This is a genomic window from Nocardia sp. NPDC019395 (assembly GCF_040632335.1).
Classification (GTDB): Bacteria; Actinomycetota; Actinomycetes; order Mycobacteriales; family Mycobacteriaceae; genus Nocardia.
The window spans coordinates 1,097,155-1,122,889 of record NZ_JBEYBT010000001.1 but is presented as its reverse complement, the minus strand read 5'-3'; the positions used below and the strand labels follow the sequence as shown (position 1 = coordinate 1,122,889).

General features: G+C 66.9%; 21 protein-coding genes and 1 pseudogene. 8 read left to right on the top strand and 14 right to left on the bottom strand.

The genetic code is table 11. From position 1 onward, the window contains the following. Positions 1-253: 253 nt before the first annotated feature. Complete coding sequence (locus ABZ827_RS04530; RefSeq protein ID WP_357234483.1) at positions 254-1,396, bottom strand: Glu/Leu/Phe/Val dehydrogenase dimerization domain-containing protein; 1,143 nt, start codon at positions 1,394-1,396, stop codon at positions 254-256. A gap of 322 nt (positions 1,397-1,718) precedes the next feature. Between ABZ827_RS04530 and ABZ827_RS04525 the strand changes: the two genes are divergently transcribed. Next, positions 1,719-2,717: a LysR substrate-binding domain-containing protein gene (locus ABZ827_RS04525; RefSeq protein WP_357232750.1), complete on the top strand. Its 999-nt coding sequence runs from the start codon at positions 1,719-1,721 to the stop codon at positions 2,715-2,717. Positions 2,718-2,758: 41 nt separating this feature from the next. Beyond that, positions 2,759-3,352, top strand: a complete 594-nt coding sequence (gene mug / locus ABZ827_RS04520) for a G/U mismatch-specific DNA glycosylase (protein ID WP_357232748.1) — start codon at positions 2,759-2,761, stop codon at positions 3,350-3,352. Here the strand turns inward: mug and ABZ827_RS04515 are convergent. After that, the gene (locus ABZ827_RS04515) at positions 3,337-4,014 is read right to left on the bottom strand and encodes a DUF3159 domain-containing protein (protein ID WP_357232747.1); all 678 of its coding nucleotides are present in this window, start codon (positions 4,012-4,014) and stop codon (positions 3,337-3,339) included. The genes mug and ABZ827_RS04515 overlap by 16 nt on opposite strands. A 168-nt stretch (positions 4,015-4,182) precedes the next feature. Then, positions 4,183-5,150 (bottom strand): annotated as a pseudogene (locus tag ABZ827_RS04510) (nitronate monooxygenase). Positions 5,151-5,368: 218 nt separating this feature from the next. On the opposite strand from ABZ827_RS04510, the gene ABZ827_RS04505 reads away from it, so the two are divergent. Both ABZ827_RS04505 and ABZ827_RS04500 read left to right on the top strand, forming a co-directional pair. After that, the gene (locus tag ABZ827_RS04505) at positions 5,369-7,537 is read left to right on the top strand and encodes an acyl-CoA dehydrogenase (protein WP_357232745.1); all 2,169 of its coding nucleotides are present in this window, start codon (positions 5,369-5,371) and stop codon (positions 7,535-7,537) included. A gap of 239 nt (positions 7,538-7,776) precedes the next feature. After that, the gene (locus ABZ827_RS04500) at positions 7,777-8,562 is read left to right on the top strand and encodes a TetR/AcrR family transcriptional regulator C-terminal domain-containing protein (RefSeq protein WP_357232743.1); all 786 of its coding nucleotides are present in this window, start codon (positions 7,777-7,779) and stop codon (positions 8,560-8,562) included. Between the two features lie 175 nt (positions 8,563-8,737). On the opposite strand, the gene ABZ827_RS04495 is transcribed toward ABZ827_RS04500, so the two are convergent. The 3 genes from ABZ827_RS04495 to ABZ827_RS04485 all read right to left on the bottom strand — a co-directional run bounded on the left by ABZ827_RS04495 (position 8,738) and on the right by ABZ827_RS04485 (position 11,584). After that, positions 8,738-9,508, bottom strand: coding sequence for an SDR family NAD(P)-dependent oxidoreductase (locus ABZ827_RS04495; RefSeq protein ID WP_357232742.1), 771 nt, complete (start codon positions 9,506-9,508; stop codon positions 8,738-8,740). A gap of 50 nt (positions 9,509-9,558) precedes the next feature. After that, entirely contained in the window at positions 9,559-10,320 is a 762-nt protein-coding gene (locus ABZ827_RS04490; protein WP_357232740.1) for a crotonase/enoyl-CoA hydratase family protein, read from the bottom strand. Between the two features lie 82 nt (positions 10,321-10,402). Further along, positions 10,403-11,584: a thiolase family protein gene (locus ABZ827_RS04485; RefSeq protein WP_357232738.1), complete on the bottom strand. Its 1,182-nt coding sequence runs from the start codon at positions 11,582-11,584 to the stop codon at positions 10,403-10,405. Between the two features lie 272 nt (positions 11,585-11,856). On the opposite strand from ABZ827_RS04485, the gene ABZ827_RS04480 reads away from it, so the two are divergent. Beyond that, positions 11,857-13,077 (top strand): CoA transferase, encoded by a 1,221-nt coding sequence (locus ABZ827_RS04480; RefSeq protein WP_357232736.1) that lies wholly within the window; start codon positions 11,857-11,859, stop codon positions 13,075-13,077. Between the two features lie 25 nt (positions 13,078-13,102). On the opposite strand, the gene ABZ827_RS04475 is transcribed toward ABZ827_RS04480, so the two are convergent. From ABZ827_RS04475 to ABZ827_RS04445, 7 genes are all read right to left on the bottom strand, one after another. Beyond that, a complete protein-coding gene (locus tag ABZ827_RS04475; protein ID WP_357232734.1) occupies positions 13,103-13,723 on the bottom strand; it encodes a cysteine hydrolase in 621 nt (206 codons plus the stop codon). A 27-nt stretch (positions 13,724-13,750) separates the two neighbouring features. Then, positions 13,751-14,761, bottom strand: coding sequence for a Rieske 2Fe-2S domain-containing protein (locus ABZ827_RS04470; protein WP_357232732.1), 1,011 nt, complete (start codon positions 14,759-14,761; stop codon positions 13,751-13,753). Beyond that, positions 14,758-15,654, bottom strand: coding sequence for an alpha/beta fold hydrolase (locus tag ABZ827_RS04465; RefSeq protein ID WP_357232730.1), 897 nt, complete (start codon positions 15,652-15,654; stop codon positions 14,758-14,760). Before ABZ827_RS04465 ends, ABZ827_RS04470 begins: the two co-directional genes overlap by 4 nt. A gap of 195 nt (positions 15,655-15,849) precedes the next feature. Further along, positions 15,850-17,046, bottom strand: coding sequence for an acyl-CoA dehydrogenase family protein (locus ABZ827_RS04460; protein WP_357232728.1), 1,197 nt, complete (start codon positions 17,044-17,046; stop codon positions 15,850-15,852). A 14-nt stretch (positions 17,047-17,060) separates the two neighbouring features. Continuing rightward, positions 17,061-18,101 (bottom strand): acyl-CoA dehydrogenase, encoded by a 1,041-nt coding sequence (locus ABZ827_RS04455; protein WP_357232726.1) that lies wholly within the window; start codon positions 18,099-18,101, stop codon positions 17,061-17,063. Between the two features lie 27 nt (positions 18,102-18,128). Further along, positions 18,129-18,962, bottom strand: a complete 834-nt coding sequence (locus tag ABZ827_RS04450) for an amidohydrolase family protein (RefSeq protein WP_357232724.1) — start codon at positions 18,960-18,962, stop codon at positions 18,129-18,131. A 2-nt stretch (positions 18,963-18,964) separates the two neighbouring features. Then, positions 18,965-20,590, bottom strand: coding sequence for an AMP-binding protein (locus tag ABZ827_RS04445; protein ID WP_357232722.1), 1,626 nt, complete (start codon positions 20,588-20,590; stop codon positions 18,965-18,967). A gap of 518 nt (positions 20,591-21,108) precedes the next feature. On the opposite strand from ABZ827_RS04445, the gene ABZ827_RS04440 reads away from it, so the two are divergent. Further along, a complete protein-coding gene (locus tag ABZ827_RS04440) occupies positions 21,109-21,915 on the top strand; it encodes an enoyl-CoA hydratase-related protein (RefSeq protein ID WP_357234480.1) in 807 nt (268 codons plus the stop codon). 71 nt (positions 21,916-21,986) lie between these two features. On the opposite strand, the gene ABZ827_RS04435 is transcribed toward ABZ827_RS04440, so the two are convergent. Then, positions 21,987-23,222: a cytochrome P450 gene (locus ABZ827_RS04435; protein WP_357232720.1), complete on the bottom strand. Its 1,236-nt coding sequence runs from the start codon at positions 23,220-23,222 to the stop codon at positions 21,987-21,989. Positions 23,223-23,379: 157 nt separating this feature from the next. Here ABZ827_RS04435 and ABZ827_RS04430 point away from each other — a divergent pair, with 157 nt between their 5' ends. Continuing rightward, entirely contained in the window at positions 23,380-24,165 is a 786-nt protein-coding gene (locus tag ABZ827_RS04430) for a coniferyl-alcohol dehydrogenase (RefSeq protein ID WP_357232718.1), read from the top strand. A gap of 190 nt (positions 24,166-24,355) precedes the next feature. Beyond that, entirely contained in the window at positions 24,356-25,567 is a 1,212-nt protein-coding gene (locus ABZ827_RS04425) for a cytochrome P450 (protein ID WP_357232716.1), read from the top strand. Positions 25,568-25,735 lie beyond the last annotated feature (168 nt).

Here is a 25,735-nt window from a genome sequence, read left to right as displayed (position 1 = left end):
TCAGCGGCAACAGTAGCTCCCCGGCGGTCGTATACCGATATCCGCGCAGTGTCGGAGAGTCACGCACGAAACGGTGTGGAGGGCGCTGCCGGATATCCAGGTCGCGAAGTCGTCTATCGACGTCAGTGGCCGTTCGCGCGCCGGTCACCGCGAGTAGTCGGCGAGATCCGGGTGCCGATTCGGACGCAATCACGACAGGACGGGTCCGGCCGAAGCCGGACCCGTCCTGTGACAGATCATGAATTGCGGGCGATCAGGGGATCACGACCGGGCCGGCGACCGGCAACGGCTCGTCGGCCCAGCGGTGACCGGTCTCGCGCGGGGTGGAGCCCCCGTCGGCCCACGCGGCCAGCAATTCGGCGACCTTGCTGTGCATGATGGTGCGCAGCCGGTCGAAGGAGTTCTCCGGAGTGTCGTCGACCTCGCCGAGCAGGAGCCACCAGGCCCAGGCCACGGCGCCGGCGTTCGCGACGAAATCCGGCAGCACCGGGATACCGCGGGCGGCGAGCATGGCCTCCGCCTCCGGTGTGGTGGCGGCGTTCGCGGCCTCGACGACGACGCGGGCGCGGACATCGAACGAGTTGTCCGGCGTGATCGCGTAGGAGATCGCCGCCGGAACCAGGATATCGACGTCGGAGGACAGGATCGCGTTGCGCGGCAGCTCCTGAACGCCCGCGGGCAGCCGGGTGCGGTCTACCTCGCCGTAGCTGTTCCGCAGATCCAGCAGTGCCGGGACGTCCAGTCCGTCGGCACAGTACAGAGTGCCCGCGGCATCGGCCACGGTGGTGACCTTCATCCCGGCCTCGTGCAGGTAGTAGGCCGCCGCCCCGCCCATGGTGCCGATGCCCTGGATCGCGACGGTCGCCTCGGCGGGCGCCTGGCCCCACCAGACCGCGGCCGCGAGGCAGGCGTGCGCGACACCGTAGCCGCCGATCACATCGCCCAGCAGGAACCCGCCCTCGACCGCCGCGTTCAGCCCGTTGCGGACCCGCTCCAGCGTGGCGGCCGGATCATCGGCGCGGCTGATCGCGGCGTGGTAGCTCTGCCCCAGGCCGAGCTTCTCGAAGACTTCGTCGATCAGGTGCTGCGGGACCCCCAGATCCTCGGCGGTAACCCAGTGCGAGTCGATCCACGGGCGCATGGCCTCGCAGAACCGCTCCAGCACCTCGACGGCGCGCGGATCTTTGGGATCGAAATCGATCCCGCCCTTGGCGCCGCCGACCGGAAGATCGAAGGTGGCCGTTTTGTTGGCCATACCCCGGGCCAGATCCTCGACCTCGCCCAGCGTGCACCCGGCGCGCATCCGGGTGCCGCCGGTGGCCAGACCGGCGCGCATGGTGTGCACGACCAGATAACCGACCGCACCCGTGAGGGAGTCCGTCCAGTGCAGGCGCATATACGGCTCAGGGCGCCGGATCGCGGGGGCAACGGGTACTGCCGCCGGGATGGGCGCAGCAGCCTGCGTGGTCACCTGCGGGGCGCCCCCGGCCGGGTTCTGCATCATCGTCACGACGAACCACCTCCTCTTCATGCTCGTGCCGGTCGCCATCACCCACGGCAACGCCCTGTCGCGTTCTCATCCGTCCCGGGCCTCGTCGCCCCCGGCCGATGGCTCGAGTCCGGTCCAATCAGATTGCATTCGCACCGGTCCGCGCGTCTATTTACGGTTCGTTCACGGGAGTGTTCAGCGTTCCTGCACAAGGAATAGGCTCGGTGTTATGGACCTTTCGCTGGCCCGGCTGCGAATGCTGCGCGAGTTGCACCGGCGCGGCACGATTACGGCAGCCGCGAACGCGCTGCATTACACCGCGTCGGCCGTATCGCAGCAGCTCGCGCAACTGGAACGTGATGTCGGCACCCGGCTGTTCGAACGGCGGGGACGCCGGGTGCAGCTCACCGACCTCGGAGTACTGCTCGCCGAGCACGCCGAGGAGATCCTCGCCTCGGTCGAACGCGCGACACAGGCTCTCGAAGAGGCCGGCGAAACGGTGACGGCGAAACTCACCGCCGGTGTGTGGGCATCGGTGGCGTCCGGACTGCTCCCCGACGCGCTCACCGCCCTCGCCAGTAACCATCCGGGCATCCTGGTGCGCACGCGCGAACTCGCCCCGGAGTCGACTGCCGCGGCCGTCCGGGACGGCGCACTCGACCTCTCCTTCGTCCTCGACTACTCGAACTATCCGATGACCTGGGACCGCGGCCTGGAGCGCGCCATCATCGCGGTGGAACGGATCTACGCCGCCGTCCCCGCCGGTTCGATGCCGGCGGCCAGTGTGACGCTGACCGAGCTCGCCGAGCACCCGTGGATCCTCGCGCCCGCCCGGTCCCATTTCGGGCACGCGAGCCGGCTGGCGTTCCAGTCCGCGGGGGTGAAACCACGGATCGACCACGAGGTCGAGGAGCAGGCGACGGCGATGGCGATGGTGGCGGCCGGGCTGGGCGTGACCCTGGTGTCCGATCTGGGTCTCGCACTGCGCCCACCGGGGGTGGATATCGTCGCGCTCGGCGATCCGCTCACCCGGACGGTGTCGCTGGCCTACCGCACCAATACGGCGCGACGGGCCGCGCTGCTTCTGGTCGTGGACGCGATCCGGACCGCGGCGGCGGAGAAGGGGCTGGGCGCCGATACGGCACTACCGGCCCCGGGCACCGTCCAGCCCGTACCGCCGCCACCGGCGCTGCCCGCTGAGGCCGATAAGAGCCTGGGGTTCGGCTGATCGGCCGGGATCGCGGCCACGGACTCCGGCAGACTGGTCGGATGGCACGTTCCGCTGCGTACCGTCCCACACCGGCCGATCTGGCCGCCGCCGAGGGGAAGACCATTCCCGATGTGGTGGCGCCCGATCTGCGCGTGCTGTTCTGCGGGATCAATCCGGGGCTGTGGTCGGGGGCGACCGGCCACCATTTCGCCCGGCCCGGAAACCGCTTCTGGCCCGCGCTGTTCCGATCGGGGTTCACACCACGGCTGTTCCGTCCCGACGAACAGGAGGAACTGCTTACGCTCGGCCTGGGCATCACGAATGTCGTACCGCGCACGACCGCGAAGGCGGCCGAACTTTCCGCGGACGAGCTGCGGGACGGCGGCCGCGCACTCGTCGACCGGGTCGCGCGGTATCGCCCGCGGGCTCTCGCCGTTCTGGGTATCGGCGCGTACCGCACCGCGTTCGGGCATCCGGGTATCACCGTGGGACGCCGGCCCGACGGGCTCGGCACGACCGAAGTCTGGGTACTTCCGAATCCGAGCGGCCTCAACGCGCACTACACCCTGGACGCGCTGGCCGCCGAATTCCGCACACTCCGGCTGGAGGTGGAACGACTTACCGGCGGCGGTGCGGATCACTGCACGGGCTGAGTGACCAGACGCCGGGTGGTCCGCCGGAACGCCCAGACGACGAGCAGTGCGGCCAGGACCGTCAGCGGAGTACCCATCGCGATCTTGGCGACGGCGAGCCAGGTCGTGGAATCGGCGAGATACAGCCACTCTTTGACGAGGAACCGGGCACCGAACACGATCGCCGCGGCGAGGGTCGCGATATCGTGTACGCGCAACACCACTTTGTCGGCGCGCCAGGCGAATTCGCCACCGTGTACTGCGTTCCAGATCACGCCGGTCAGTGGCCGCCGGGCCAGCACCGAGGCGAAGGTCACGACGAAACCCGCGAGCGCCGCCCAGATCCCGATCACGAAGAAGTCCTTCGCGGATCCGGTCACCATCACGATGCCCACGGCGGCCGCGATTCCCAGTAGTCCACCGATCGCCGAGGCGAAACGTTCGCCCCGGATCAAGCGGAACACGGTCAGCGCGATACCGACCGCGATCGAGATACCCACCGTTATCGGCAGCGACAGGAACGCGTTGGCCGCCACGAAGACGACGACCGGGACGGTCGAGTAGACGAACCCCATCGGGCCGCCCATCTGGTCGAGCACTGTCGGCCGTGCCGCTGTCTGCTCGGCATCTGCCAGCACTTCGGCGGACACGATGGTTTCGGGGGAATCCTTCTGGTCGGTCATGCGTTCCGGCCTTTCCGGGGTTGAGAAGCTGTGCGGTAACTACATGAAAAACCATGCCGCTGCGGCACCCTCAAGCCCTGCAGCGAATTCACGGTGAAACCGGCCGAGACTCCGGTCCCTTTGGGGCGACGGCGTTTTCCGGATCCCCGATCGAAGACGGTGCCCGTTCTACCGGCTTTCGGGTGACGCCCAGGCCCGCAGCGATCGCTCAGCGATCGCGCACATCTCCGCCACGACCCGGCCGGCCGGACTGCTCTCGGTCAGGAATCCGACGCCTTGGCCCGCATCGATCGGGGCGAGGGCCGGATCGTCGGCGGAAACCGCCGCCGCCAACTCGTCCCGGGCCCGCGGCGCACCGGCCAGGTCGACCTCACGTTGCTCCCACCGCTCGGTGAAATCGTTGCGCAGGACGCGTGCGGGAAAGCGGGCCGGCCATGGCAGGCCTTGGCCGATATCGAAGACGCGTGTGGTCACGGTTCCGGTTCCGGAAGCTTCCGTCAACGCCGTTCGGGCGCGGTCCGGCGTGAGGGCTTCGGTGCATATCGACAGCCGGGTGCCCAGCCAGGCACCGGCCGCGCCCGCGGCGAGCACGGCGGCCAGCGTCCGCCCGGAAGAGATCCCGCCGGCCGCGAGCACCGGCACATCGACAGCGTCCAGGACGGCATCCAGCAGCGGCAATGTGCCCATGGCCGTGTCCCGTGACCGCCGCCTTCCGCTCCCCTGGCGACGATCACATCCACCCCGGCATCCCGGGCACGGCGCGCGTGCTCGGCGTCGTAGACCTGGGTCGCTGCCTGGATACCGTGCCGGTGCAGTCTGTCGACCCACCCGAAATCCTCGGTGAAACCGACCGAGATCAGGGCCGGTCGCGCGGCAACCGCCGCGTCGAGTAATCCGGCCTCCCGTGCCAGCACCCAATCGACCAATCCGATTCCGAACGGCCCGGAGGTCTTCCCGAGCGATTCCAGTTCGCCGGCCAACCGCGCTACCGAACCGGCGCTCCCCATCCCGATCATCCCGAGCCCACCAGCGACCGTCACGGCCGATGCCAGGCGGCCACCGGCGACACCACCCATCGGGGCGTTGACGATCGGGGCACGTAACCCCGTCTCCCGCGACCAGGGAGTCGACAGCATGACGGTCCACCTCTCTTGTCTGCGCACCGGCGTCGGGAATATACCGGGTCCTGTTGCCCGCCGGCCTGCCATCGCCGGCAGAAGCTCCGATACAGCCCCCGGTATTTCCGGAGTAAATTACTGTATTGAATTCAGTAATCGAATTGTGCTTACCCCGGGCACGGGTCGCGGTTCGGACTCGGACGAGTACAACAGCTCCACCCCCCAGGAGGAATCCGATGGGCATTGCAGTAACCGACGTCCACCGCGAGCTGGCGTCGGTAGCCCGCTCATTTCTCTCGGCCGGCAAGGCCCGCGCCGCGGCACGCGCACTGCTGGAGGCCGAGGAGGAGAACCGGCCGCAGTTCTGGTCCGATTTCGCCGAGCTGGGATGGCTGGGGCTGCATATCGGCGAGGAATTCGGTGGGTCGGGCTCCGGGTTCCCCGAACTTGTTGTGGTTGTCGAGGAACTCGGCCGCGCGGTGGCGCCGGGGCCGTTCGTCCCGACCGTGATCGCATCGTCGATCCTGTCGGCGTCCGGTGATGCCGGGCAGCAGGCGCGGTTCCTGCCGGGTCTCGTGAACGGCTCCCTGACCGCGGGTATCGGTCTCGGCGGGAAGATCACGCTGTCGGACGGGCGAGCCGACGGTAATGCCGGAGTGGTGCTGGGCGCGGGTACCGCCGATCTTCTGGTACTGACTGCCGGCGCGGATGTGCTCGTCCTCGAGACCGATCGTGACGGTGTGACAGTGGAGGTGCCGCCGAACCTGGACCCGACCCGCAGATCCGGGCGGGTACACCTGGACAACGTCGCTCTCACCGACGAGGACGTGCTGCGCGGGGCCGGACCGGGGGCGGTGGCCCGGGCCCGCACACTGCTGGCGGCCGAAGCAGTGGGCGGGGCCGGTGATTGTGTGGACAGTGCTGTCGAATACGCGAAAGTTCGTGAGCAGTTCGGCCGTACCATCGCTACTTTCCAAGCGATCAAACATCACTGCGCGAATATGCTCGTGGCTGCCGAGTCCGCGGTCGCAGTCGTGTGGGACGCCGCCCGGGCGGAAGCCGAGGACGAACAACAGTTCCAGCTGATCGCCGCCGCGGCCGCGACGCTCGCCTTCCCCGCGTATGTCCGCAACGCGGAACTCAACATCCAGGTGCACGGCGGTATCGGATTCACCTGGGAGCACGACGCGCATCTGCATCTCCGCCGCGCACTGACCACCAGAGCCGTCGCCGGCGGCGACGGCCCGGCCGGCACCGTGTTCACACTGACCTCGGCCGGCGTCACCCGGGTCAACAGCCTCGACCTGCCGCCGGAGGCAGAGGCGTTGCGCAGCCGGATCCGTGAGGATGCCGCCGGGATCGCCGCGGCCGGAGACGACCGGGCACAACTGGACCGGCTGATCGCCACCGGTTACGTGATGCCGCACTGGCCGAAACCGTGGGGCCGGGCGGCCACCGCGGTCGAGCAAGTGGTGATCGACCAGGAATTCCGTGCCGCGAAGGTCGAACGCCCCGACTATTCGATCACCGGGTGGGTGATCTTGACTCTCATCCAGCACGGAACCGCCTCGCAGATCGAGCGTTTCGTCGACCGTGCCCTGCGTCGCGAAGAAGTGTGGTGCCAGTTGTTCTCCGAACCGGCGGCCGGTTCGGATGCCGCGGGGATCAAAACCAAGGCGATCCGGGTCGAAGGCGGCTGGCGCGTTACCGGGCAGAAAGTCTGGACCAGCGGTGCCCATTACTGCCGGCGTGGACTGGCTACGGTCCGGACAGACCCCGCCGCGGCCAAACACGCCGGTATCACCACCATGATCATCGATATGCACGCGGACGGCGTGACCGTGCGGCCGCTGCGCATGATCAACGGTGGCGCCGAATTCAACGAGGTGTTCTTCGACGACGTGTTCGTTCCCGATGAGGATGTGGTCGGCGAACCGGGAACCGGATGGACTGTCGCCCGGGCCACACTCGGCAACGAACGGGTCAGCATCGGCGGCGGATCCGGTGCGGGCACGGTACCGGCGGGCACACTCGTGTCCCAGGTCGGCGACCACCCGGATCCACCGGCCGGAATCAGGGCCCGGGCCGGTCGTTATGTGGCCGAGGATCATGCCTTGCGCTTACTGAATCTGCGGCGGGCCGCGCGCAGCATAGAAGGCGCCGGCCCCGGGCCCGAGGGGAATATCACCAAACTCGTCCTCGCCGAGCATATGGCCGAGTGGGGGGCGATCTCAGCCGCGCTGCTGGGCGAGGAGACGGCACTCACGGATGGTCGCGGTTCGGCGGTTTCGCTGATGATTTTCGGGGCGCGCGGAATGGCGATCGCCGGGGGGACGTCGGAAGTTACCCGCAACCAGATCGCCGAACGGATACTCGGTATGCCGCGCGATCCCTTGATCCGCTGAAACCGGCCGGACCTCGAATGCGACGAGGTCCACCGGCCGCGGCCGCATTCCGATCCGCGGCCGGCGCACAGCCCGCGCCGACCGCGGCGGAAGGGTCGACAGAATACCCTGTGGTAACGTCAACGGTGACAGTTTCGGCAAAGACGCGCGCTGCGGAGGATGTATGGCTGTGTAGCCGGTGCGGAACCCTGGAGTGCGACTGCGCCGAAATCACAGCAGCCGAGGAAATGGGGTTCGAAATGGCGAAGCAGGGAACCGCGACGAAGCGCCCGAGACGCGAGCGTGGCTCTCTCAACCCGGACGATATCGTCGCGGGCGCATTCGAACTCGCCGAAGAGATTTCGATCGATAATCTGAGTATGCCGCTGCTGGGGAAGCATCTGGGCGTCGGCGTCACGAGCATCTACTGGTACTTCCGGAAAAAGGAAGAGTTGCTCAACGCGATGACAGATCGAGCGCTACGGCAGTATGCGTTCGAAACACCGTTCATCGAGGCCGAGGACTGGCGGGAGACGCTGCGCAAGCACGCACAGACCATGCGGCAGACCTTCCTCGGCAATCCCATCCTGTGCGATCTGATTCTGATCAGGTCGGCCCTCAGCAAGCAGGCGGCGCGGCTCGGTGGGAAGCAGACAGAACGCGTCATCGCCAGTCTCGTCGAGGCGGGATTCTCCCTGGAGGATGCGGTCGAGACGTATTCCAGGGTCCAGCTGCACGTGCACGGTTTGGTTGTCCTGCAACGGCTCTCGGACAAGAATCGCGAACTCAGTCCCGATTCGACCGCGTACTACGAGAACGTGATCATCGATCCGGACACCACTCCGCTGCTGGCCCAGGCGGCCGCCAAGGGGTACCACTCGGGCGCACCCGACGACCGGAACTTCGAGTACGGGCTGGATTCCATCCTCGACCACGCGTCCCGGCTGCTCCCGGGGGCGAGTGATGCGAAACCGGCGCGCCGCACCACACGGACGAGGGCCACGAAATCCGGTAAGCCGCGCACACGCGCGGCGGCGGCGAAGTAACGCGCGACCTCTCGAGCTGATCTCACGTCCCGCGGGCGGTCGGTATGCCGCACCGCCCGCGGGCTCACTCCCGTCGAACCCAGCCCTGTGGCACAAGGCTTTACGACCACCACACCCGGACCGGGCCACGGTCGGGCGCCTGGACTGCCCCGCCGTCCAGGGGCGCGCCGCCGGCTCAGCGAGGCTGAAAACGCTGCGCGCCGTCGATCCGCACGACTTCCCCGTTCATATAGGGGTTCTCCAGCAGATGCTGGGCCAGATTCGCGTATTCGTCCGGCGTACCGAGCCGTTTCGGGAACGGCACTGTCGAGGCGAATTTCGACAGGCCGTCCTCCCCGATCAGCTCCATGATCGGAGTCAGCATGGTGCCGGGGGCGATGCTGTTGAGCCGGACCCCGACCGAGCTCAGATCGCGGGCGCCGGTAAGGGTCAAGGCGATCACTCCACCTTTGGCCGCCGAATACGCCGATTGGCCGATCTGTCCTTCGTACCCGGCGATCGAACTCGTCATCACGATCGAGCCGCGTTCGCCGTTCGCCTTCGGTTCGAGTTTCGCCATCCGCGCCGCGGTCAGCCGCAGGACGTTGTACGTTCCGGTGAGGTACAGCGCGATGGTGTCGGTGAAACCCTTCAGGGTGTGCGCGCTGCCGTCACGGTTCACGACCTTCTCCAGAACACCGAAACCGCCGTGTGCGATCACCGAGTATCGCAGTTCGCCCAGCTCCGCGGCGGCGTCCAGTGCCACGTTCACCGCATCCTCGTCGAGGACATCGGTCCGGACGTAGACGGCCTTGTTGCCGAGCTCGTCCGCGAGCTCCTGGGCTTTCTCGTCGGCGACGTCGGCGATGACGACCGCAGCGCCGGCACCGTGCAACCGGCGCACGGTAGCGGCACCGAGCCCGCCGGCACCACCGGTCACCAGAACGACTTCTCCCTCGAACGACACGGAGTTCTCCTTATTTTTCGTGATCGACAGGCCGGGATCCGGTGTACCGGTCAGGTTCCGGTCCATTCGGGAGTTCGCTTCTCCGCGAACGCCCGGGCACCCTCTTGCGCGTCCTTCGAACCGAATACCGGTCCGAGAAGCTCCATCTGCTTCTGCCACATCTCGTCCTCGCTCCAGTACCGGGACCTGACGAGAATCTCCTTGGTCACCGCGACCGCCAGTGGGCCGTTGGCAGTAATCCGGTCGGCGAGCCGGAGGGCTTCGGTCAGCGCTTCACCGGGTTCGGCGAGCACGTTCACGAACCCCAGCGTCGCGCCCTGTTCAGCGGTGAAGTTCTCACCGGTGAGGGCGAGTTCGAGCGCCTTCTGATAGGGAATGCGCTGCTGTAGCCGCAGCAGTCCGCCACCCCCGGCCACCAGACCTCTCTTGACCTCGGGGATACCGAACTGCGCGGTCCGCGAAGCGACCACCAGGTCGGTGGCAAGGACCAGTTCGGTGCCACCGGCCAGGGCGAAACCCTCCACCGCGGAGATGATCGGCTTACGCGGTGGCCGCTCGGTGAATCCCATCCCCCGGCCGGGAATATAGGGGTACTCACCGGCCGCGAAGGCCTTCAGATCCATACCGGCGCAGAAATTCCCACCACTGCCGGTGAGTACGGCGACCGACAGTTCGGGGCTGTCGTCGAGTTCGTCCATCGCATCGGCCAGACCCTGGCTCACCGCCAGATCGACGGCGTTACGCGCGTCCGGTCGATTGATCGTGATCACCAGCGTGCGCCCGCGGCGCTCCACCAGAACTTCGTCCGACACCGGTCACCTACTACTCGTCATGAATTGGACAGGGTTGTGTTGTGTCCGGATGCCCCGTGCACCCGGCGAAGCGGTGGCGGCATCAGACCTCGACCACCAGGGCACCGCCCATTCCGCCACCCGCGCACATCGCGGCGACACCGATACCGCCGCCGCGACGTCGCAGTTCGTAGACCAGCGTGGTCACCATGCGGGCGCCGCTGGCCGAGATCGGGTGCCCCAGGCTGCATCCGCTGCCGGAGAAGTTCACCCGCGCCTCGTCCATCCCGTATTCCCGGCAGGCCGCGATAGGGGTCGATGCGAAGGCCTCGTTGATCTCCCACAGCGCCACATCCGAAACGCTCAGTCCGGCCCGCTCCAGTACTTTGCCGATCACCTTCACCGCACCGAGACCGGTATCCCGTGGCGCCACACCGACATTCGCCCACGCACGTACTGTCGCCATGACATCGAGGCCCTCGGCGGCGGCGTAATCGTCACCGACCAGCGCCACCGCGGCACCGGCGTCGTTGATCCCGCTGCTGTTCCCGGCAGTGATCGAGAAGCCCTCGATCTCGGGATGCAGCACCGGCAGCGCGGCCAGACGCTCCAGCGTGGTATCGCGGCGCGGGTGTTCGTCCACGGCGAAGTCGATCATCGTGCCGTCGGCCCGGGTGACCTTCAGCGGTACGATCTCGTCGAGGAATTTCCCGGCTTCGATGGCGTCACAGGCACGCTGATGTGACCGCAACGCCCAGGCGTCCATCTCCGCCCGGCTGATACCGACCGCTTTCGCGGTATTCCAGCCCACCGTGACCGACATATCCATGGTCGGGGCGTCGGGAGTCTCCGGATGCGACGGCGGCATCCAGGGTTCGACGAACTCCATCTCCGGTCCCGAATCCGGTACCCGCCACTTCATCAGGGGCGCGGTGGACAGCGACTGCACACCGCCCGCGACCAGTACCCGCTCCATATCGGAGCGGATATGCGCCGAGGCGTTGGCGATCGCGGTGAGACTGCCCGCGCAGTGCCGGTTGACCGCCTGCCCCGGGACGGTCTCCATCCCGCAGGCCACGGCGGCGTGCCGTGCCAGATCGCCGCCGCCGTAGTTCAATTCGGCGAACACCACATCGTCGACCGCGCCGGGATCCAGACCGGCCCGGCGGACCACCTCCGGAAGCACAGTGGTCGCGAGGGTTTCGGTCGGCACGTTCGCCAGCGCGCCCTTGAACGATCGCCCGATCGCTGTCCTGACGGCGCCGACGATGACGGGTTCGGCCATATCTCTCAACCTCTGCTCGAGCCACACCCGCGGGGTGTAGCGGTTTGCACCGTACAAATTTTTCAACAGTATTACATACAGTATCGACATCCGGAATGACTGCACGCCGGATGCCACATCATCGGAGGTCGATACGGCCGGTGGCGCCGACAAGCACCCCGCCGCACGTGTGCCGCTGCAGTTCCATCTCGGAAACGTAATCCTGTGCACTCAACTGTAATGATTACCGTATAGTACTTCAAGACAGCTGATCGTTCAGGAAGGGAGCGCCGATGACTGGCCTGCTCAACGGCGTCAGGGTGGTCGAACTGGCCTCGTGGACCTATGTACCCAGTGCGGGTGCGGCGTTGGCGGACTGGGGTGCCGACGTGATCAAGATCGAGGACACCTGTGGTGGCGACCCGTGCCGGAATCTGGTCGTCGGCGGGCTGACCGTCGACGATTCCCCGGTGCGGGCCAGCTTCATGATGGAGGTCGGCAATCATGGCAAGCGCAGCATCGGCGTGGACATCAAATCCGATCTCGGCCGGGATATCTTGGCGAAGCTGCTCGCCCAGGCCGACGTTTTCCTCACCAACTGGCTGCCGGGCCCGCTGGAGCGCGCCGGTCTCACGGTAGCGCGGCTGCGCGAGATGAATCCCGCGCTGATCATCGCCCGGGGCAGCGGGCACGGCACCCGCGGCCCGGAGCGGGACCGCGGCGGATTCGACGCTTCCAGCTACCTCGCCCGCGCCGGGGTCGCGTACGCACTGAGCCCGGCGGACGCCGAATATCCGACCTCCCAGGGGCCCGCATTCGGCGATCTGCAGGGCGGCATCACATTGGCGGGCGGTGTCACGGCAGCGCTGTTCCACCGCGAACGCACCGGGCACGCACCGATCGTGGACAGTTCGCTACTCGCCCAGGGCATGTGGGCTGTGGCACCGGATATTTCGGCTGCGGACTACTACGGGATCGATCGGATCCCCGCCGGGCCGGCTGGTTCGGCCCTCAACCCCGCGGTGAACCGGTATCGCACTCGCGACGACCGCTGGGTCCAGCTGATGTTCCTGCAGACCGACCGCTACTGGAAGGGATTCTGCGAACGGATCGGCCGACCCGATCTCGGCACCGACGAACGATTCGTTCCGCTGGCGAACCTCGTGCTGAACCAAGAGGCCGCCACCATGGAATTGCGCAAGATCTTCGCCGAAAGGGACCTGGCCGAATGGCAGCAGGCGCTGGCCGACGAACCGGGCGTATGGTCGACGATCGCCAGCCCCCAGGAGGTCCTCGACGACCCTCAGGTCGCGGCCAACGGCTATCTGATGTCCGTGCGTGACGACGCCGGCAACGACTATCGGACTGTTGCCGCCCCGGTGCAGTTCGACGAGACTCCCGCCGCCCCGGCCCGGGCCCCGGCCTACGGCGAGCACACCGAAACCATCCTGCTGGAACTGGGCATGGACTGGGACGAGATCATCACCGCCAAGGACGCGGGAGCGATCCTTTGACCCGCACCTCGAAGGAATGGAGCGGTCAGGCCTTCCAGGTATCGAGAAGTTCCTGGGTCGTGGTGACAGTCGCCAGCAGCGACAGGGTGTTGTCGATCACCGCCGCGCCGTATTCCGCCGGTACCCCGGCCACCGCGTCCCGGGGCAGGACCACCTCGTAAGCCGCGTTCACCGCATCCATGACGAGGTTCGGAATGGCCACGTTCAGTGAGACGCCCACAGCGACGATCGTCGAAACGCCGAGGTTACGCAGGACCGCGTCGAGGTCGGTGCCACCCATGGGCCCGAGGCCGTGGCCGCGCGTCAGCACCAGATCGGCCGGGTCGGGCCCGAATTCGGGGAGCAACTGCGCACCGGAACTGCCCGGGGTCACCTCGACGCCGCGGCGGCCGAGCGCGAACAGTTTCGCGTTGTGGTTCGAGCCCAGGCCGTCGGACCGGCGCGTGACCAGGCAGTGCACCACGCGAACGCCCGCGTCGCGGGCGGCCGGCAGCAGCGCGGCGATATTGGGTAGCGCCTCCCGGCGCGCCTCGCCGGCGAGCGCGGCCAAACCCGCGTCCGGTCCGACCACCGCACCCTGGCACTCCTGGGTGACCAGTGCGGTGCGGGCCGGGTCCACCAGATCACTCAACACACGCCTACCCACGATCGACTCCTCGGCCATTGCCCGGCTTCATGCCCGGCTCCCGGCTTCCACGGGCGGAATATCGTAGAACTGCTGTGCCCACTTACGCAGCGACAGATACGGTTTAGCATCCTTGGGTGAGAGCGGCGGATGTTCGACGTACTTCTGGTACCGCCAGATACTCAGGTCCTCCCACACCGTGACCAGGAACTGGCGCTCCACCCGTTCCCGGACCTCGGGCGGCGGAACATCGGATTCGTCGCCCGGTTTCCTGGGCCACCAGATGGAGTAGAACAGGTCCGAGCATTCGTCGTCGACGGGTGTGGTCGCGAAGATGAGCCGGTGGTTCGACGACCCCTCGAATGCGCTGATGGAGCCGCCGAGGCCGAACATCTGGGCGTGGATCTTCAGCGCCATCTTGTCCGGGTCGTCGCTGCGGGCGTCGGGCCAGCCGGTGAGGAACGACCAGGTGTGGCCCTCGGCGCTGTAGTCCAGCATCCGCGGGGTCACGGTGGCGCCGTGGACGTATTCGAAATGCAGGCTGTCCGGGCCGTTCTCCAGGACGACCTGCGGATGTACCGGCTCCTGCTCGGTCTTGCGGGAGAATTCCGGGTAAGGGCGGTAGTAACCCTCCGGGGCGCTGCCCAGCTCGGGGAACATGCGGAGGATATCCGGCATCTCCCACCGCGGTTCCTCCCCGTCGGGCTGGTGCCACATGAATACGCAGCCGTTCTGCTCGTGCACCGGGTAGACCCGCAACCGCAGGCCGCGATTGACCCGGTCCTCTCCGGGTATCTTGCGGTTGCGCCCGTCCGGACCCCACCGCCAGCCGTGGAACGGACATTCGACGCAATCACCGACCACCTTGCCGCCGTGGCCGATATGCGCGCCGAGGTGGCGGCAGTGACCGGTGAGGATATGCAATTCGCCGGCTTCGTCGCGGTAGGCGACCAGATCCTCACCGAAGTAGCGCAGGGGGCGCACCTCGCCGAGGGGGAACTCGGCCGACCAGCCGACCATGAACCAGCCGGTGACCTTCCAGGTGAAGGGGACCTTCACTGGACACCTCCGATGTCTACGAGAGAGTTGACGAACGAGAACACACCGCGGTGGTAGGACTCGGCGGCGAAACTCACGCTGATGTTGTGCCCGGTGCCGGGCTGCCGGTGGATGAGGAAGCGCGGAGAGGCGGTGAAGAAGCCCGTGATCTCGGCGAGCGCCTCCGGGTCACAGCGCCACACCCGTTCGTATTCGGCATAGGTGAATCGCACCGGAACCCGGGCCCGCGCGGCCAGCCCGGGGAAATCCGCCGGCCAGTCCCGCACGACCACGCTCTCGTACGGCGGTGACACCGACGAGATCGCCCGCCCGCCGGCGAGTTCCGCCGGGTAGACGTTCTCCGGATGCCACAGCAGTGCGCGCACGGCAGCGCCGCGACCGGTCCGGCGGACCTCGTCGATCCGGCGCAGCGCTTCGGGGTGTTTACGCCGGCCGGTACCGGCCAGTTCGACACCGAGCAGGGAATCACCTCGCGGGTCGGCGACCATGTTCATGGCCAGATCGCAGCCCGCGGAATGGGCCATCAGGAAAACACCGGCGCCCCGGGAGCCCGAACCGAGAAGCGCATCGATCGTCCGGTAGGTCGCGTCGGCCCGGTGAGCGGGCGGGTCGAAAACGCTCCCGTACGGTTCCGACGCACCGTATCCCGGGCGGTCCAGAGCCAGCACACTGAAACCCAGCCGGGCGCCGAGCCGCAACAACGAAAGCCGCGGCAACCCGGGGAAGTCGAAGTATCGGGCGGTGGTCGCCCCGCCGTGCACGGCGACCACGATCGCCCGTGGCCGGTCTACTTCCGCGCACAGCGCGGACATCGGGATTCCGTCGACCTCGACGATCCGTTCGGCGATCTGCGGCGGCGGACCCGCGAGCAGACCCGCCTCCTCGGCCCTCACCGGTCCGCCCGTAACACGAGCACACCGCATTCTGTTCCTGATTCACCGGGGGCCATTGTCGCCCTTCGTCTCCGCCGATACGGCCGTCACCGGCCGGCCGGATTCGTCCAGGGAGTCGTCGCCGTCCGCAACCGCTGAGCCGGCTCGGCGTCGAGGCATGTTCGCACGCTCCTTCGTCGTTTCCCGCGGACCCCGTCAGGCGGATTTCGGTTTGGCCGGTAACGAGTAGTTGGGCCTCCCCAGTCCGAGTACGTGCTGGGCGATCATGTTCCGGAAGACCTCGAGGGTGCCGCCGTAGATACCGCACAGCGGAGCCCAGCGGTAGATGTATTCCGCTCCCCCGTCGTCGGCGGCGCCCTCGGTCTCCACGGGTAGCGCCGCGGCCGGGCCGAGCAGGTCCATCAGATCCGGTGAGATATCGCGCATCGCCTGCGCGATGGCGACCCGGCCGAACATATGCGGCGCGGCCAGTGCCGCCTCCATCCGGGCGGCACTGCGCCCCAGCCGGTACGCCACGGAGGAGTCGTCGAGCAGACGGCGCCCGTCCGGACCCGGCTGCGCGGCCAGCCCGGCGATCCGGTCGACCGCTACGGCCATCATGGCGCCCTGGTGGGTCATGATCGACACGTCCTGCAATCCGTCGCCCGCGGCGTCCACGACGCCGTGCTCGGTGTTGAGCGGGCCCATCAGCACCGACCAGCCGTCGTTCACCTCGCCGAGGCGGTACTTGTCGTCGACCCGGACATCGCTGTAGTAGACGATATTGGTGCGGTCGCCGTCGACGGTGCGGATGCCCTGGATCTCGATACCGGGGGTATCGAGTGGAACCAGGAACATGGTCAGGCTCTTGTGTTTCCGGGCTTCCGGGTCGGTATTGGTGATCAGGAAGACGTACTGGCAGTTGTGCGCGCCGGTGGTGAACATCTTCGAGCCGTTGATCACCCATTGATCCCCGTCGCGCACCGCACGGGTCTTACACGTCGCCACATCGGATCCGCCCTCGGGTTCGGTATACCCCAGGCACAGTCGTACCTCGCCGCCGGCAACCCTGGGCAGGACCTCTTCCTTCAGTTCGGGCGAACCGTAGTCGCGCACCGAACCGAGCACGATCGCGGTGGTACCCCAGGTCACCCACGGCACCCGGGCGCGCCGCTTCTCCAGATCCCAGATGCGGCGCCGCAACCGGTTCAGTCCGCCCTCGCCCGGCTTGTTCAGTTCCGCGGCCAGCCAGCCCTCGGCGCCCATCGCCAGGTGGACGCCTTCATCGAAGTTGTCACCGGTCTCGCGATCTCGGCGCCGGACTTCGTCGGTCACGTGGGTGTCGAGAAACGCCCGCGCGTTATCGCGAAAGGCCAGGTCGTCATCGGACAGTTCGACCACTGAGAAATCCATCGATGTACTCCGTTCTAGCTCTGGGCCGCGGCGTAGAGTTCGGCGGCGCGTACCGCGCTCGTGGCGGCATCGCCCGCTGCCAGCGGCCACCCCTTCGCGCGCAGCAGATACGCACTGGCCGCCGATTCCGCCGCGACACCGAGTCCGCCCTGGACATGGACCGCCATGGTGGCGGCCCGGGGTGCTTCCTCGGCCATGTACACGAAGGCCGCCGGCGCGAGGGCCGGTTGTACATCGGGCTCGTATTCGAGGAACCAGGCCGCGCGCCGGGCCAGGTTGCGCGCTGCCTGCACCGTGATGGCGATATTGGCCAGCGGATGCGAAATACCCTGCAGCGTGGAGATCGGGACCCCCATCGTGTACCGGGTGGTGGCGAATTCCGCCGCGATACGCAGTGTTTCCTCGACCAGGCCCACCAGGCCCGCCGCGGTCAGCAACCGCCATTCGTCGAGTGCCCTGTCGTGGTGGGCGATCGCCTCGGCGCCGGCGGCCAGCACGGTGCGCCGGTCGGCGGCGGCCGGATCGATCCACGCCATCGGCAGCTGGCCGATGTTCTCGACGCGGGCGGGGCGGGTATCGAAGCTCAGGCGCACGATCTCGTCGCCCTCGCGGATCACGATATGGTCGGCTATCGCCCCGGCGGGTATCAGTCGGACACCGGCCGGCGCCCCGATCCGCGATTCCAGCCCGACCAGCTGCCGGCCTTCCACGACCGCTGCGTCACCGTCCAGCGCACCCAACCGCGCCAGCAAGCGTGACGCACAGACGTGGTCGATCCACGGGACCGGGGCGAGGACGCGACCGAGTTCCTCCGCGACGAGGACCAGATCGACGAGCGTCGCACCGTCGCCGCCCGCGGATTCGGGCAGCGCCATCGTGGTCGCGCCGGTACCGCACAGCTGCTCCCACAGGTTCTTGTCGAAACCGGTGGGTTCGGCGGCCCGCACAACCTCCAGCGGGCATCGGGTTCTGAAGAATTTCGCATAGACGGCCTGTAATTCGGACTGGTCCCCGGAAAGGCTGTAGTCCTGCCGGCGCAATTCGTAGCGATCCATTGTGCGTGCTCCTTGATCTGGCGCGACTCAGTCGTCGGCGGATCGATCGCCGAAAAAGAAATCCTGCGCGTTCTGGTAGAGGTAGTTGCCGAGGACGTCGGCGGAAAGGTCGAGGGCCCGGGCTTCCGGGACCACCCGGCGCATGGTGAGCACCGGCCAGTCGGAACCGAAGATCACCTTGTCCTTGCCCCGGGTCCGCATGAAGTGGAGCAGGCTCTCGGGCAGGCGTTTCGGTGACCATGCCGAGGTCATCAGCCGCAGATTGCGGTATTTCAGGAGCAGCCGGATCGCGATGTCCCACCATGGGTCGGCACCGTGGATCATGCACAGCCGCAATTCGGGGAAGCGATAACAGACGCGATCGAGGTAGATCGGGTTCTGCACCTCACCGGGAATCGGCGGGCCGGGCAGCCCGGTGTTCATACACAGCGGCAGATCCATTTCCGCGCATTTGTAGTACAGCGGATAATAGAGAGCATCCGTGGGCGGATACTGCCCGTCACCCCAGAAACTTGGTCCCATGGTTGTGTAGGCGACGGGAAGATCTTTCACCAATGCTTCGAGTTCCCGGAGGGAAGATACCGGGTGCAACAGATCCACCCCGTTGAGCGCGAGAGCGAACCGTTCCGGCTGGGCCTCGACGAATTTCAGCGCGGTGGCCGAAGGCTTCTTCATCGAATACATCAGGACGGCTTTCTCGACGCCCTGTTCGTCCATCTCGTCGAGCAGCGCCCCGAGTTCCACCTGCTCGTACAGCGATTCCGGGCCCTTGAAGTAGTCGTCACGGACCTTCAGCATCCATGCGGGCTGTTCCTGCTCGCCGAAATGCACATTGACCAGGCAGTCGATGACCTTGTGCATTTTCAGACCTCGTTTTCTTCCACGACCTGCACGGTGACGCGTTGCGATGCCCAGCGATAATCCGGTTTGCCGTTGCCGAGCCGTCTGATCTCGGTGACGAAGATGATCTCTTTGGGCACTTTGAATCCGGCCAGGCGCAGCCGGCAGGCTTCCCGCAGGACCAGCTCGGTGATTTCCAGGCCGTCGCTGATGCACACCAGGGCCACGACTTCCTGTCCCCACCGCGGGCTCTGCCGTCCGACGACGAGCGCGTCGTGCACACCGGCCTGGGCCCGCAGCACCTCCTCCACCTCTTCGACGAAGACCTTCTCGCCGCCGGTGTTGACCACCAGCGAATCCCGGCCGAGCAGACGCAGGCTCCCATCGGCGGCTACCGTGGCCCGATCGCCGGGAATAGCCAGGCGCCGGCCGTCGATCACCGGAAACGTGCGCATCGTCGCCTCCCGGTCGTCGAAGTAACCGAGCGGAACGCGGCCGGTGCGTGCCGCCCACCCGATCTCGGTGTCCCCGGGCTCCAAGAAGCGGCTGCGGTCCAGTGAGACCGCGGTTCCGCCCGGCATCGGCGCGAAAGTGTCGACCTCCGCGCCTTTACTACTGCGGCCGTAGCCCATACCGCCGGTTTCCGAGGAGCCGTACCCTTCGACCACGGTGGCATGCGGAAGCAACTCGAGCAGCTCGTGCCGATGGACCGGATTCGTTGCGGCTCCACCCGTTCCGATCGCCATGAGCGAGGCGAGATCGTAGCGCCGCGCCCGCAGTTCCCGGACCAGCGGCCCGGCGTAGGCGTCGCCGACAATGGTCATCAGCGCGGCCCGTTCCCGCTGCGCGGCCGTCAGGGCGGTGCGGGCGTCGAACTTCATCCGGTCGTCGTAGAGCAGAATCGTCTGCCCGGCGAGCAGACCGGCGAACGATGTCCAGATACCGGCGGCATGGGACAGCGGTGAGACGGCGAACCATACATACCCGGTCGCCGCGACGAGTTGTCCCAATGGCTCGAGCGATTCGTGATCGGCGCCGTTCATCGACGATACGTACATATCGCTCTGCCGCCACAGCACACCCTTCGGGCGCCCGGTCGTACCGCCGGTGCACAGCATCACCACATCGTCCGGCGAAGTCTCGATCACCCGGTCGGGGTCACCGGAGGCCACCGCCTCCTCGAACCGCACGGCACCCGGCCGCTCGTCGATATCGCTGCCGTCGTCCACCGATACGAGGAGATCTACGCCGTCGGGCGCGGCGGCCGCTACTACCGGCCCGAACGAGCGGTGGTAGACGATGGCGCTCGGCCGGATATAGGCGAGCAGATCGGCGATTTCGTGCTCGGTGTAGTGATAGTTGATGTTCACCGGCACCGTGCGCGCCTTCATACAGCCGATCATCACGTCGAGGTACCGGTCGTTGCGCATGATGAGCGCCACCCGGTCCTGGCCGCACTCCCAGCGATCCAGCCCGTCACGCGGAGTGTGGGCGCCGAGCCCGCGGGACGCCAGGAAATTGGCAAACCGGCGGGTCAGCAGCGCGGAGTCGGTGAAAGTTGTCCTGCGATCACCACAGATGGTCATGGTGCGGTCCGCGGCCGCCGCCGCCACCGCATCGAATACGGCTCCGATACTCCATTCGGTCACCGCGGGCCTCCGGAAACGAGGGCCGACCGCCGCACAGGTGCGCCGTCGGAGACGAGGGTGGTCATAGCAGGTCCTCTCATTTCGTCCCGGAAGTCGCGCCGACCGACTGGGGGCGCGCCGAGCCGGGAACGGGTCTGCCGATCGGCGCCGATACCGAACCCACGACCCGATCGAGCCGAGGGCGGGCGGATCCGTCCACAGACCACCTCCACTGCCGCGCGATCTGTCGCACACCAAATAGTTGCATCTACTGTATAGCTATCAGTACGGCTTGGTGCAAGGTTTACCGAATACCCGATGAGCCAGCACCGAAGGGCTGCCGGAAGCGAGATCACGACGGCGGTGATGCCGAACCCGGACGCGACACAGCCACCGCCCCCTCGACCCCGAGTGCTCCGCCGCCCATCGTCGGAGCAATTCGCCGAGCCAAGTATGGTTCGAGTTACGGTATGGTCAACGGTAGTTTCGATGAACAGGCCGGACACCCAGGAAGAGCGGGCTGAACAGTGAGCGACAACATCCAGGACCCACCGCCGGACGGAACAGTCCGGCGCGACCAGGACGGTCCGGTGCTGCGGCTGACCATCGACCGGCCGGCGCGGCGGAATGCGCTGGCGCCGGGGATGGTCGCGGAACTGATCGACGCGCTCACCGACGCGGCGACCGACGAAAGCCTGCGGGTGGTGCATATCGAGGGCGCCGGCCCGGATTTCTGTTCCGGAGTGGACTGGGTGGCCACCAACAGCGACAGCCGCCGACCCCGCACCGGCGACCTGATACGCCGCATCCCCCATACCGCCAACCGGCTGATCGAACTCGTCCACACCATCCACCTCCCCGTGGTGTGCACCGTGCGCGGATGGGCGGCCGGGATGGGGTGCAACCTCGCCCTGGCCGCCGATTTCACCGTCGCCGCGAGCGACGCGATGTTCTGGGAGCCGTTCCTGAGCCGCGGATTCAGCCCCGATACCGGCTCGACCTGGCTGCTGCCGCGACTCGTGGGCCTCGCCCGCGCCAAACGCATGCTGCTACTCGGCGAGAAGATCGGCGGCAGCGAGGCAGCCGACTGGGGGCTCATCCACCAGGCTGCCGAACCCGGCGATCTCGACCGGCACAGCGCGGAGCTGGTGAGCCGGCTCGCCGCCGCGCCCACTGTGGCACTGGGACTGAGCAAACAGGCCATCCACGACAACCAGGACGCGAGCCTGTCCCAGGCGTTGTCCCACGAACTGCTGACTCTCGAACTCGCCTGTCGTACCGCGGACTTCAAGGAGGGGCTGGCCGCGTTCCAGGACCGCCGGGCCCCGGAATTCCGGGGTCGATGACCTTCCCGGATCTTCGTGATCGAACCAGCCGAACGATGCTCACGCCGAGCGGACGGGCACCGGCGCGGTAATCAGGTGAGCGAGAACCGGATCGGCAGATGTTTGAGGCCGCCGACGAATGTCGTCGCGATCAGTTCGGGTTCACCGGCCAGTTCGGCCGATTTCAGCCGCGGCAGCAGTTCGGTGAAGAATTTCCCGACCTCCATCCGGGCCAGCGCGGCACCCAGACAGAAATGGATACCGAACCCGAATGCCACATGTTTGTTGGGTTCGCGGTGGATATCGAACCGGAAGGGATCGTCGAAGACCTCCTCGTCCCGGTTCGCGGAGACATAGGACAGCAGCAGCGATTCCCCCTCCCCGATCGGCACGCCGTTGACGGTGGTGTCCCGCGCAGCCGTCCGCATGAACGCTTTCACCGGGGTGACCCAGCGGATCATCTCCTCGGTGGCCTGCGGCATGAGGTCGAGATGCGCGCGCAGTTCCTCACGCTGTCCGGGATGTTCGATCAGCGCGCGCATTCCGCCCGCGATCGTGGCGCTGGTGGTGTCGTGCCCGGCGGTGGCGATGATCGCGTAGTAGGACATGGTGTCGATATCCGACAGCTGTTCGCCGTCGATCGTCGCGTTGGCGATGGCCGAGGCGAGATCGTCGGTCGGGTTCTCCCGCCGCGCGTCGGTCAGCGATTTGAAGTAGGCGAACATTTCCGCCAGCGCGTTCATCGTCTCGGTATCCGACATCGTGCGCTTGTACTCGTCGTCGTCGCTGCCGATCAATTCCTGGGTGAGTTTCAGCATCAACGGAAAATCGGATTCGGGGACGCCGAGCAGCGACATGATCACGTACAGCGGATAATTGACCGCGACCTCTTGGACGAAATCGCATTCACCGCCCGTATCGCGCATCCGGTCGACGTAGCGTACGGCGAGCTGTTCGATGCGCTCTCCCATGGCCCGCATGGATTTGGGGCTGAACCAGTCCGCGGCGATCGACCGCACGATCCGGTGCTGCGGATCGTCCATATGGATCAACGTCCTGATGCCGACCGCGGCCTGCATCTCGTCCGAGGCGGCGGGCATCAGCACCGGCCGCGGCCAGTTCGTGAACACCCGGTTCGCCCGCTCTACGGCCATGACGTCGGCGTGCTTGGTGATCGCCCAGAACGGTTTGTAGGACGGCACGTCGACCAGTGATACCGGGGCATTCGCCCGGAGCGAACTCAGCGCGGCGTGCAATCGGGCATCGTCGGCGTAGGCGGCCGGGTCCGCAAGTACCTTCGCGGCATCATCGACGATCGGCATGCTCATATGCGGTTCTTCCGTTCCGTATCTGCGTGTTACTCCTGGTCGGACCCATCGCCCAGGGGCCGGTCCGGCGCGTTGTGTCGCCCACCAGAGTGATTTATAGTCAGGCTTACTGTCAAGCATTCAATAAGCCGTACCGGGCAGTAGAGCGGTGGTAGTCATGTCCTCTGAGCAACGCAAGATCGTGGTTGTCGGCGCCGGGTCGGGAATCGGCGCGGCAACCGCGGCGCACTACCACCGGCAGGGCGATTTCGTCCTCGCGGTGGACCTGCGCCCGAGCGATACACCGGCCTCCCGATACGAACTGTGCGATCTGCGCGATGCCACGGCGATCGACGATTTACTGGAGCGCATCGGTGCGGGATGGGATGTCTTGGCCTACGTCGCGGGCGTGCCCGGCACCGCCCCGGCGCACGATGTGCTGGCGGTGAACTACCTCGGCATGCGGCTGATGACCCAGGGGATGCTCCCGCGCCTGCGCGAGGGTGGCGCGATCGTGACCGTGGCGTCGGTCGCGGCGCTCGGCTGGCAGCAACGGATCGAAGAACTTGCGGGCCTGCTCGGCGCGACCGATCTCGAAACGGTCCGGAGCTGGCAAGACGCCCAGGATCCCGCCTACCCGGTGTACAGCACGTCGAAGCAGGCCGCGATCATCTACGCCAAACGCCTGGCACCGGCCGCGTGGCAGAAGTACGGGGTCCGGATCAATACAGTGAGCCCGGGGCCTACCGAGACCCCGATCCTCACCGATTTCGAGACCAGTATGGGCAAAGATGTCCTCGATATGGTCAAGGCGACGGTCGGGCGGCACGCGAGCGTCGACGATATCGTCCCGGTGATCGATTTCCTGGCTTCCCCGGCGGCCCGCTGGATCAATGGTCAGGACGTGCACGTGGACGGCGGTTTCGTGGCCCCGATGGCGGCCGGTGCGCCGATACAACTCTGAGACAACTCCCGAAACCGCCGCCTCGAATCCCACCGGCCCGGCGGCGATTTCCGGGACCCTCACCGGACCACCGAGGGAGGTCGCCGCATCGACGAAGATTGCCGATGCGAATGATTCCATTTACTGTATGCATTACAGTATGTTGGAGTTCGCGGATTCCGCAAGGTCCCGACGATGCTAGAGGTGAGCTGTGGACAGCCCTGTTCAGGACGAATCGACCCCAGTCGGGGACACCCTCGACCTACGCGACCCCTACCCGCACTTCGCCGCCCGGCGCGCCGAGGCCGGTGTTTCGCACGGCACGGTGATGGACTACTCCAGAACCCCGGAGTCGCTGCGGCCCGCGGACACCTATGCCGCGTTCTCCTACGACGCGGTCAATTCCGCCCTGCGCAACAGCCAGGTGTTCAGCACCGGGCTCTACGACTCCACTATCGGTGTATTCATGGGGCCGACCATCCTCGCGATGGACGGCGCCCGGCACAGAGCGCACCGGGGTCTCGTATCGGCGGCGTTCAAACCGCAATCCCTGCTCACCTGGGAACCCGAAATCGTCCAGCCGATCTGCGACGCGCTCATCGACGAGTTCGCCCAGCGCGGCCATGCCGATCTCGTCCGCGATTTCACCTTCGAATTCCCCACCCGGGTCATCGCCCGCCTGCTCGGCCTGCCCGAGGAGGATCTGCCGTTCTTCCGCAAGGCCGCGGTGTCGATCATCAGCTACGCCGGGAACGTGGGGCGCGCGCTCCAGGCGTCGGAGGATCTGCAGGAGTATTTCCTCGGGCATATCGAACAGCGCCGCAGTGCCCCGACCGACGACATCATCAGCGATCTGGTGACCGCGGAGATCGACGGTGAGAAACTCACCGACGAGGCGATCTACTCGTTCCTGCGCCTTCTGCTGCCGGCGGGCCTGGAAACCACCTATCGGTCCGCCGGCAATCTGCTCTACCTGTTGCTGAAGCATCCCGAGCAGTTCGCGGCCGTGCAGGCCGATCGCCGCCTGCTGCCCCCGGCGATCGAGGAGGGATTGCGCTACGAGACGCCACTCACCCTGGTGCAACGCTATGTCACCGAGGACACCGAACTGGACGGCGTCGCGATCCCCCGCGGCGCGGTCCTGGACCTGTGCCTGGGCTCGGCCAACCGGGACGAGAATCGGTGGGAACGCCCGGAGGAATTCGATATCCACCGGCGCCGTATCCCGCACATCACCTTCACCGCGGGCGCCCACACCTGCCTCGGCCTGCACCTGGCGCGGATGGAGACCCGGGTCGCGCTGGACCGTCTGCTCACCCGGCTGACCGGATTCGAACTGCGAGACTCCGGCGATCCACATATCTTCGGCCAGCCCTTCCGATCGCCGAATGCACTCCCGGTGACCTTCGATGTCGCCGCTTGAACCACGCAGCGGCACAACCACTTCGAGAACCCCGCCATGGCCGGCCTGTACCTCTTCGACCTGTCGATGGGCGCGATTCCCGCGCTCGGCAGCACACCGACGCGGTGCTGGCCGAAGCCGGATGCGACACCGACCCCTCGCCGCACTGCGCGATCGAGGTGCGATAAG

Coding starts and splice junctions, on each gene's coding strand:
- ABZ827_RS04525 (WP_357232750.1), top strand. CDS start 1,719: ATGGACCTTTCGCTGGCCCGGCTGCGAATGCTGCGCGAGTTGCACCGG.
- ABZ827_RS04435 (WP_357232720.1), bottom strand. CDS start 23,222: ATGAGCATGCCGATCGTCGATGATGCCGCGAAGGTACTTGCGGACCCG.
- mug (WP_357232748.1), top strand. CDS start 2,759: ATGGCACGTTCCGCTGCGTACCGTCCCACACCGGCCGATCTGGCCGCC.
- ABZ827_RS04530 (WP_357234483.1), bottom strand. CDS start 1,396: ATGCGCCTGCACTGGACGGACTCCCTCACGGGTGCGGTCGGTTATCTG.
- ABZ827_RS04430 (WP_357232718.1), top strand. CDS start 23,380: ATGTCCTCTGAGCAACGCAAGATCGTGGTTGTCGGCGCCGGGTCGGGA.
- ABZ827_RS04460 (WP_357232728.1), bottom strand. CDS start 17,046: ATGGATTTCTCAGTGGTCGAACTGTCCGATGACGACCTGGCCTTTCGC.
- ABZ827_RS04480 (WP_357232736.1), top strand. CDS start 11,857: ATGACTGGCCTGCTCAACGGCGTCAGGGTGGTCGAACTGGCCTCGTGG.
- ABZ827_RS04515 (WP_357232747.1), bottom strand. CDS start 4,014: ATGACCGACCAGAAGGATTCCCCCGAAACCATCGTGTCCGCCGAAGTG.
- ABZ827_RS04500 (WP_357232743.1), top strand. CDS start 7,777: ATGGCGAAGCAGGGAACCGCGACGAAGCGCCCGAGACGCGAGCGTGGC.
- ABZ827_RS04485 (WP_357232738.1), bottom strand. CDS start 11,584: ATGGCCGAACCCGTCATCGTCGGCGCCGTCAGGACAGCGATCGGGCGA.
- ABZ827_RS04505 (WP_357232745.1), top strand. CDS start 5,369: ATGGGCATTGCAGTAACCGACGTCCACCGCGAGCTGGCGTCGGTAGCC.
- ABZ827_RS04455 (WP_357232726.1), bottom strand. CDS start 18,101: ATGGATCGCTACGAATTGCGCCGGCAGGACTACAGCCTTTCCGGGGAC.
- ABZ827_RS04450 (WP_357232724.1), bottom strand. CDS start 18,962: ATGCACAAGGTCATCGACTGCCTGGTCAATGTGCATTTCGGCGAGCAG.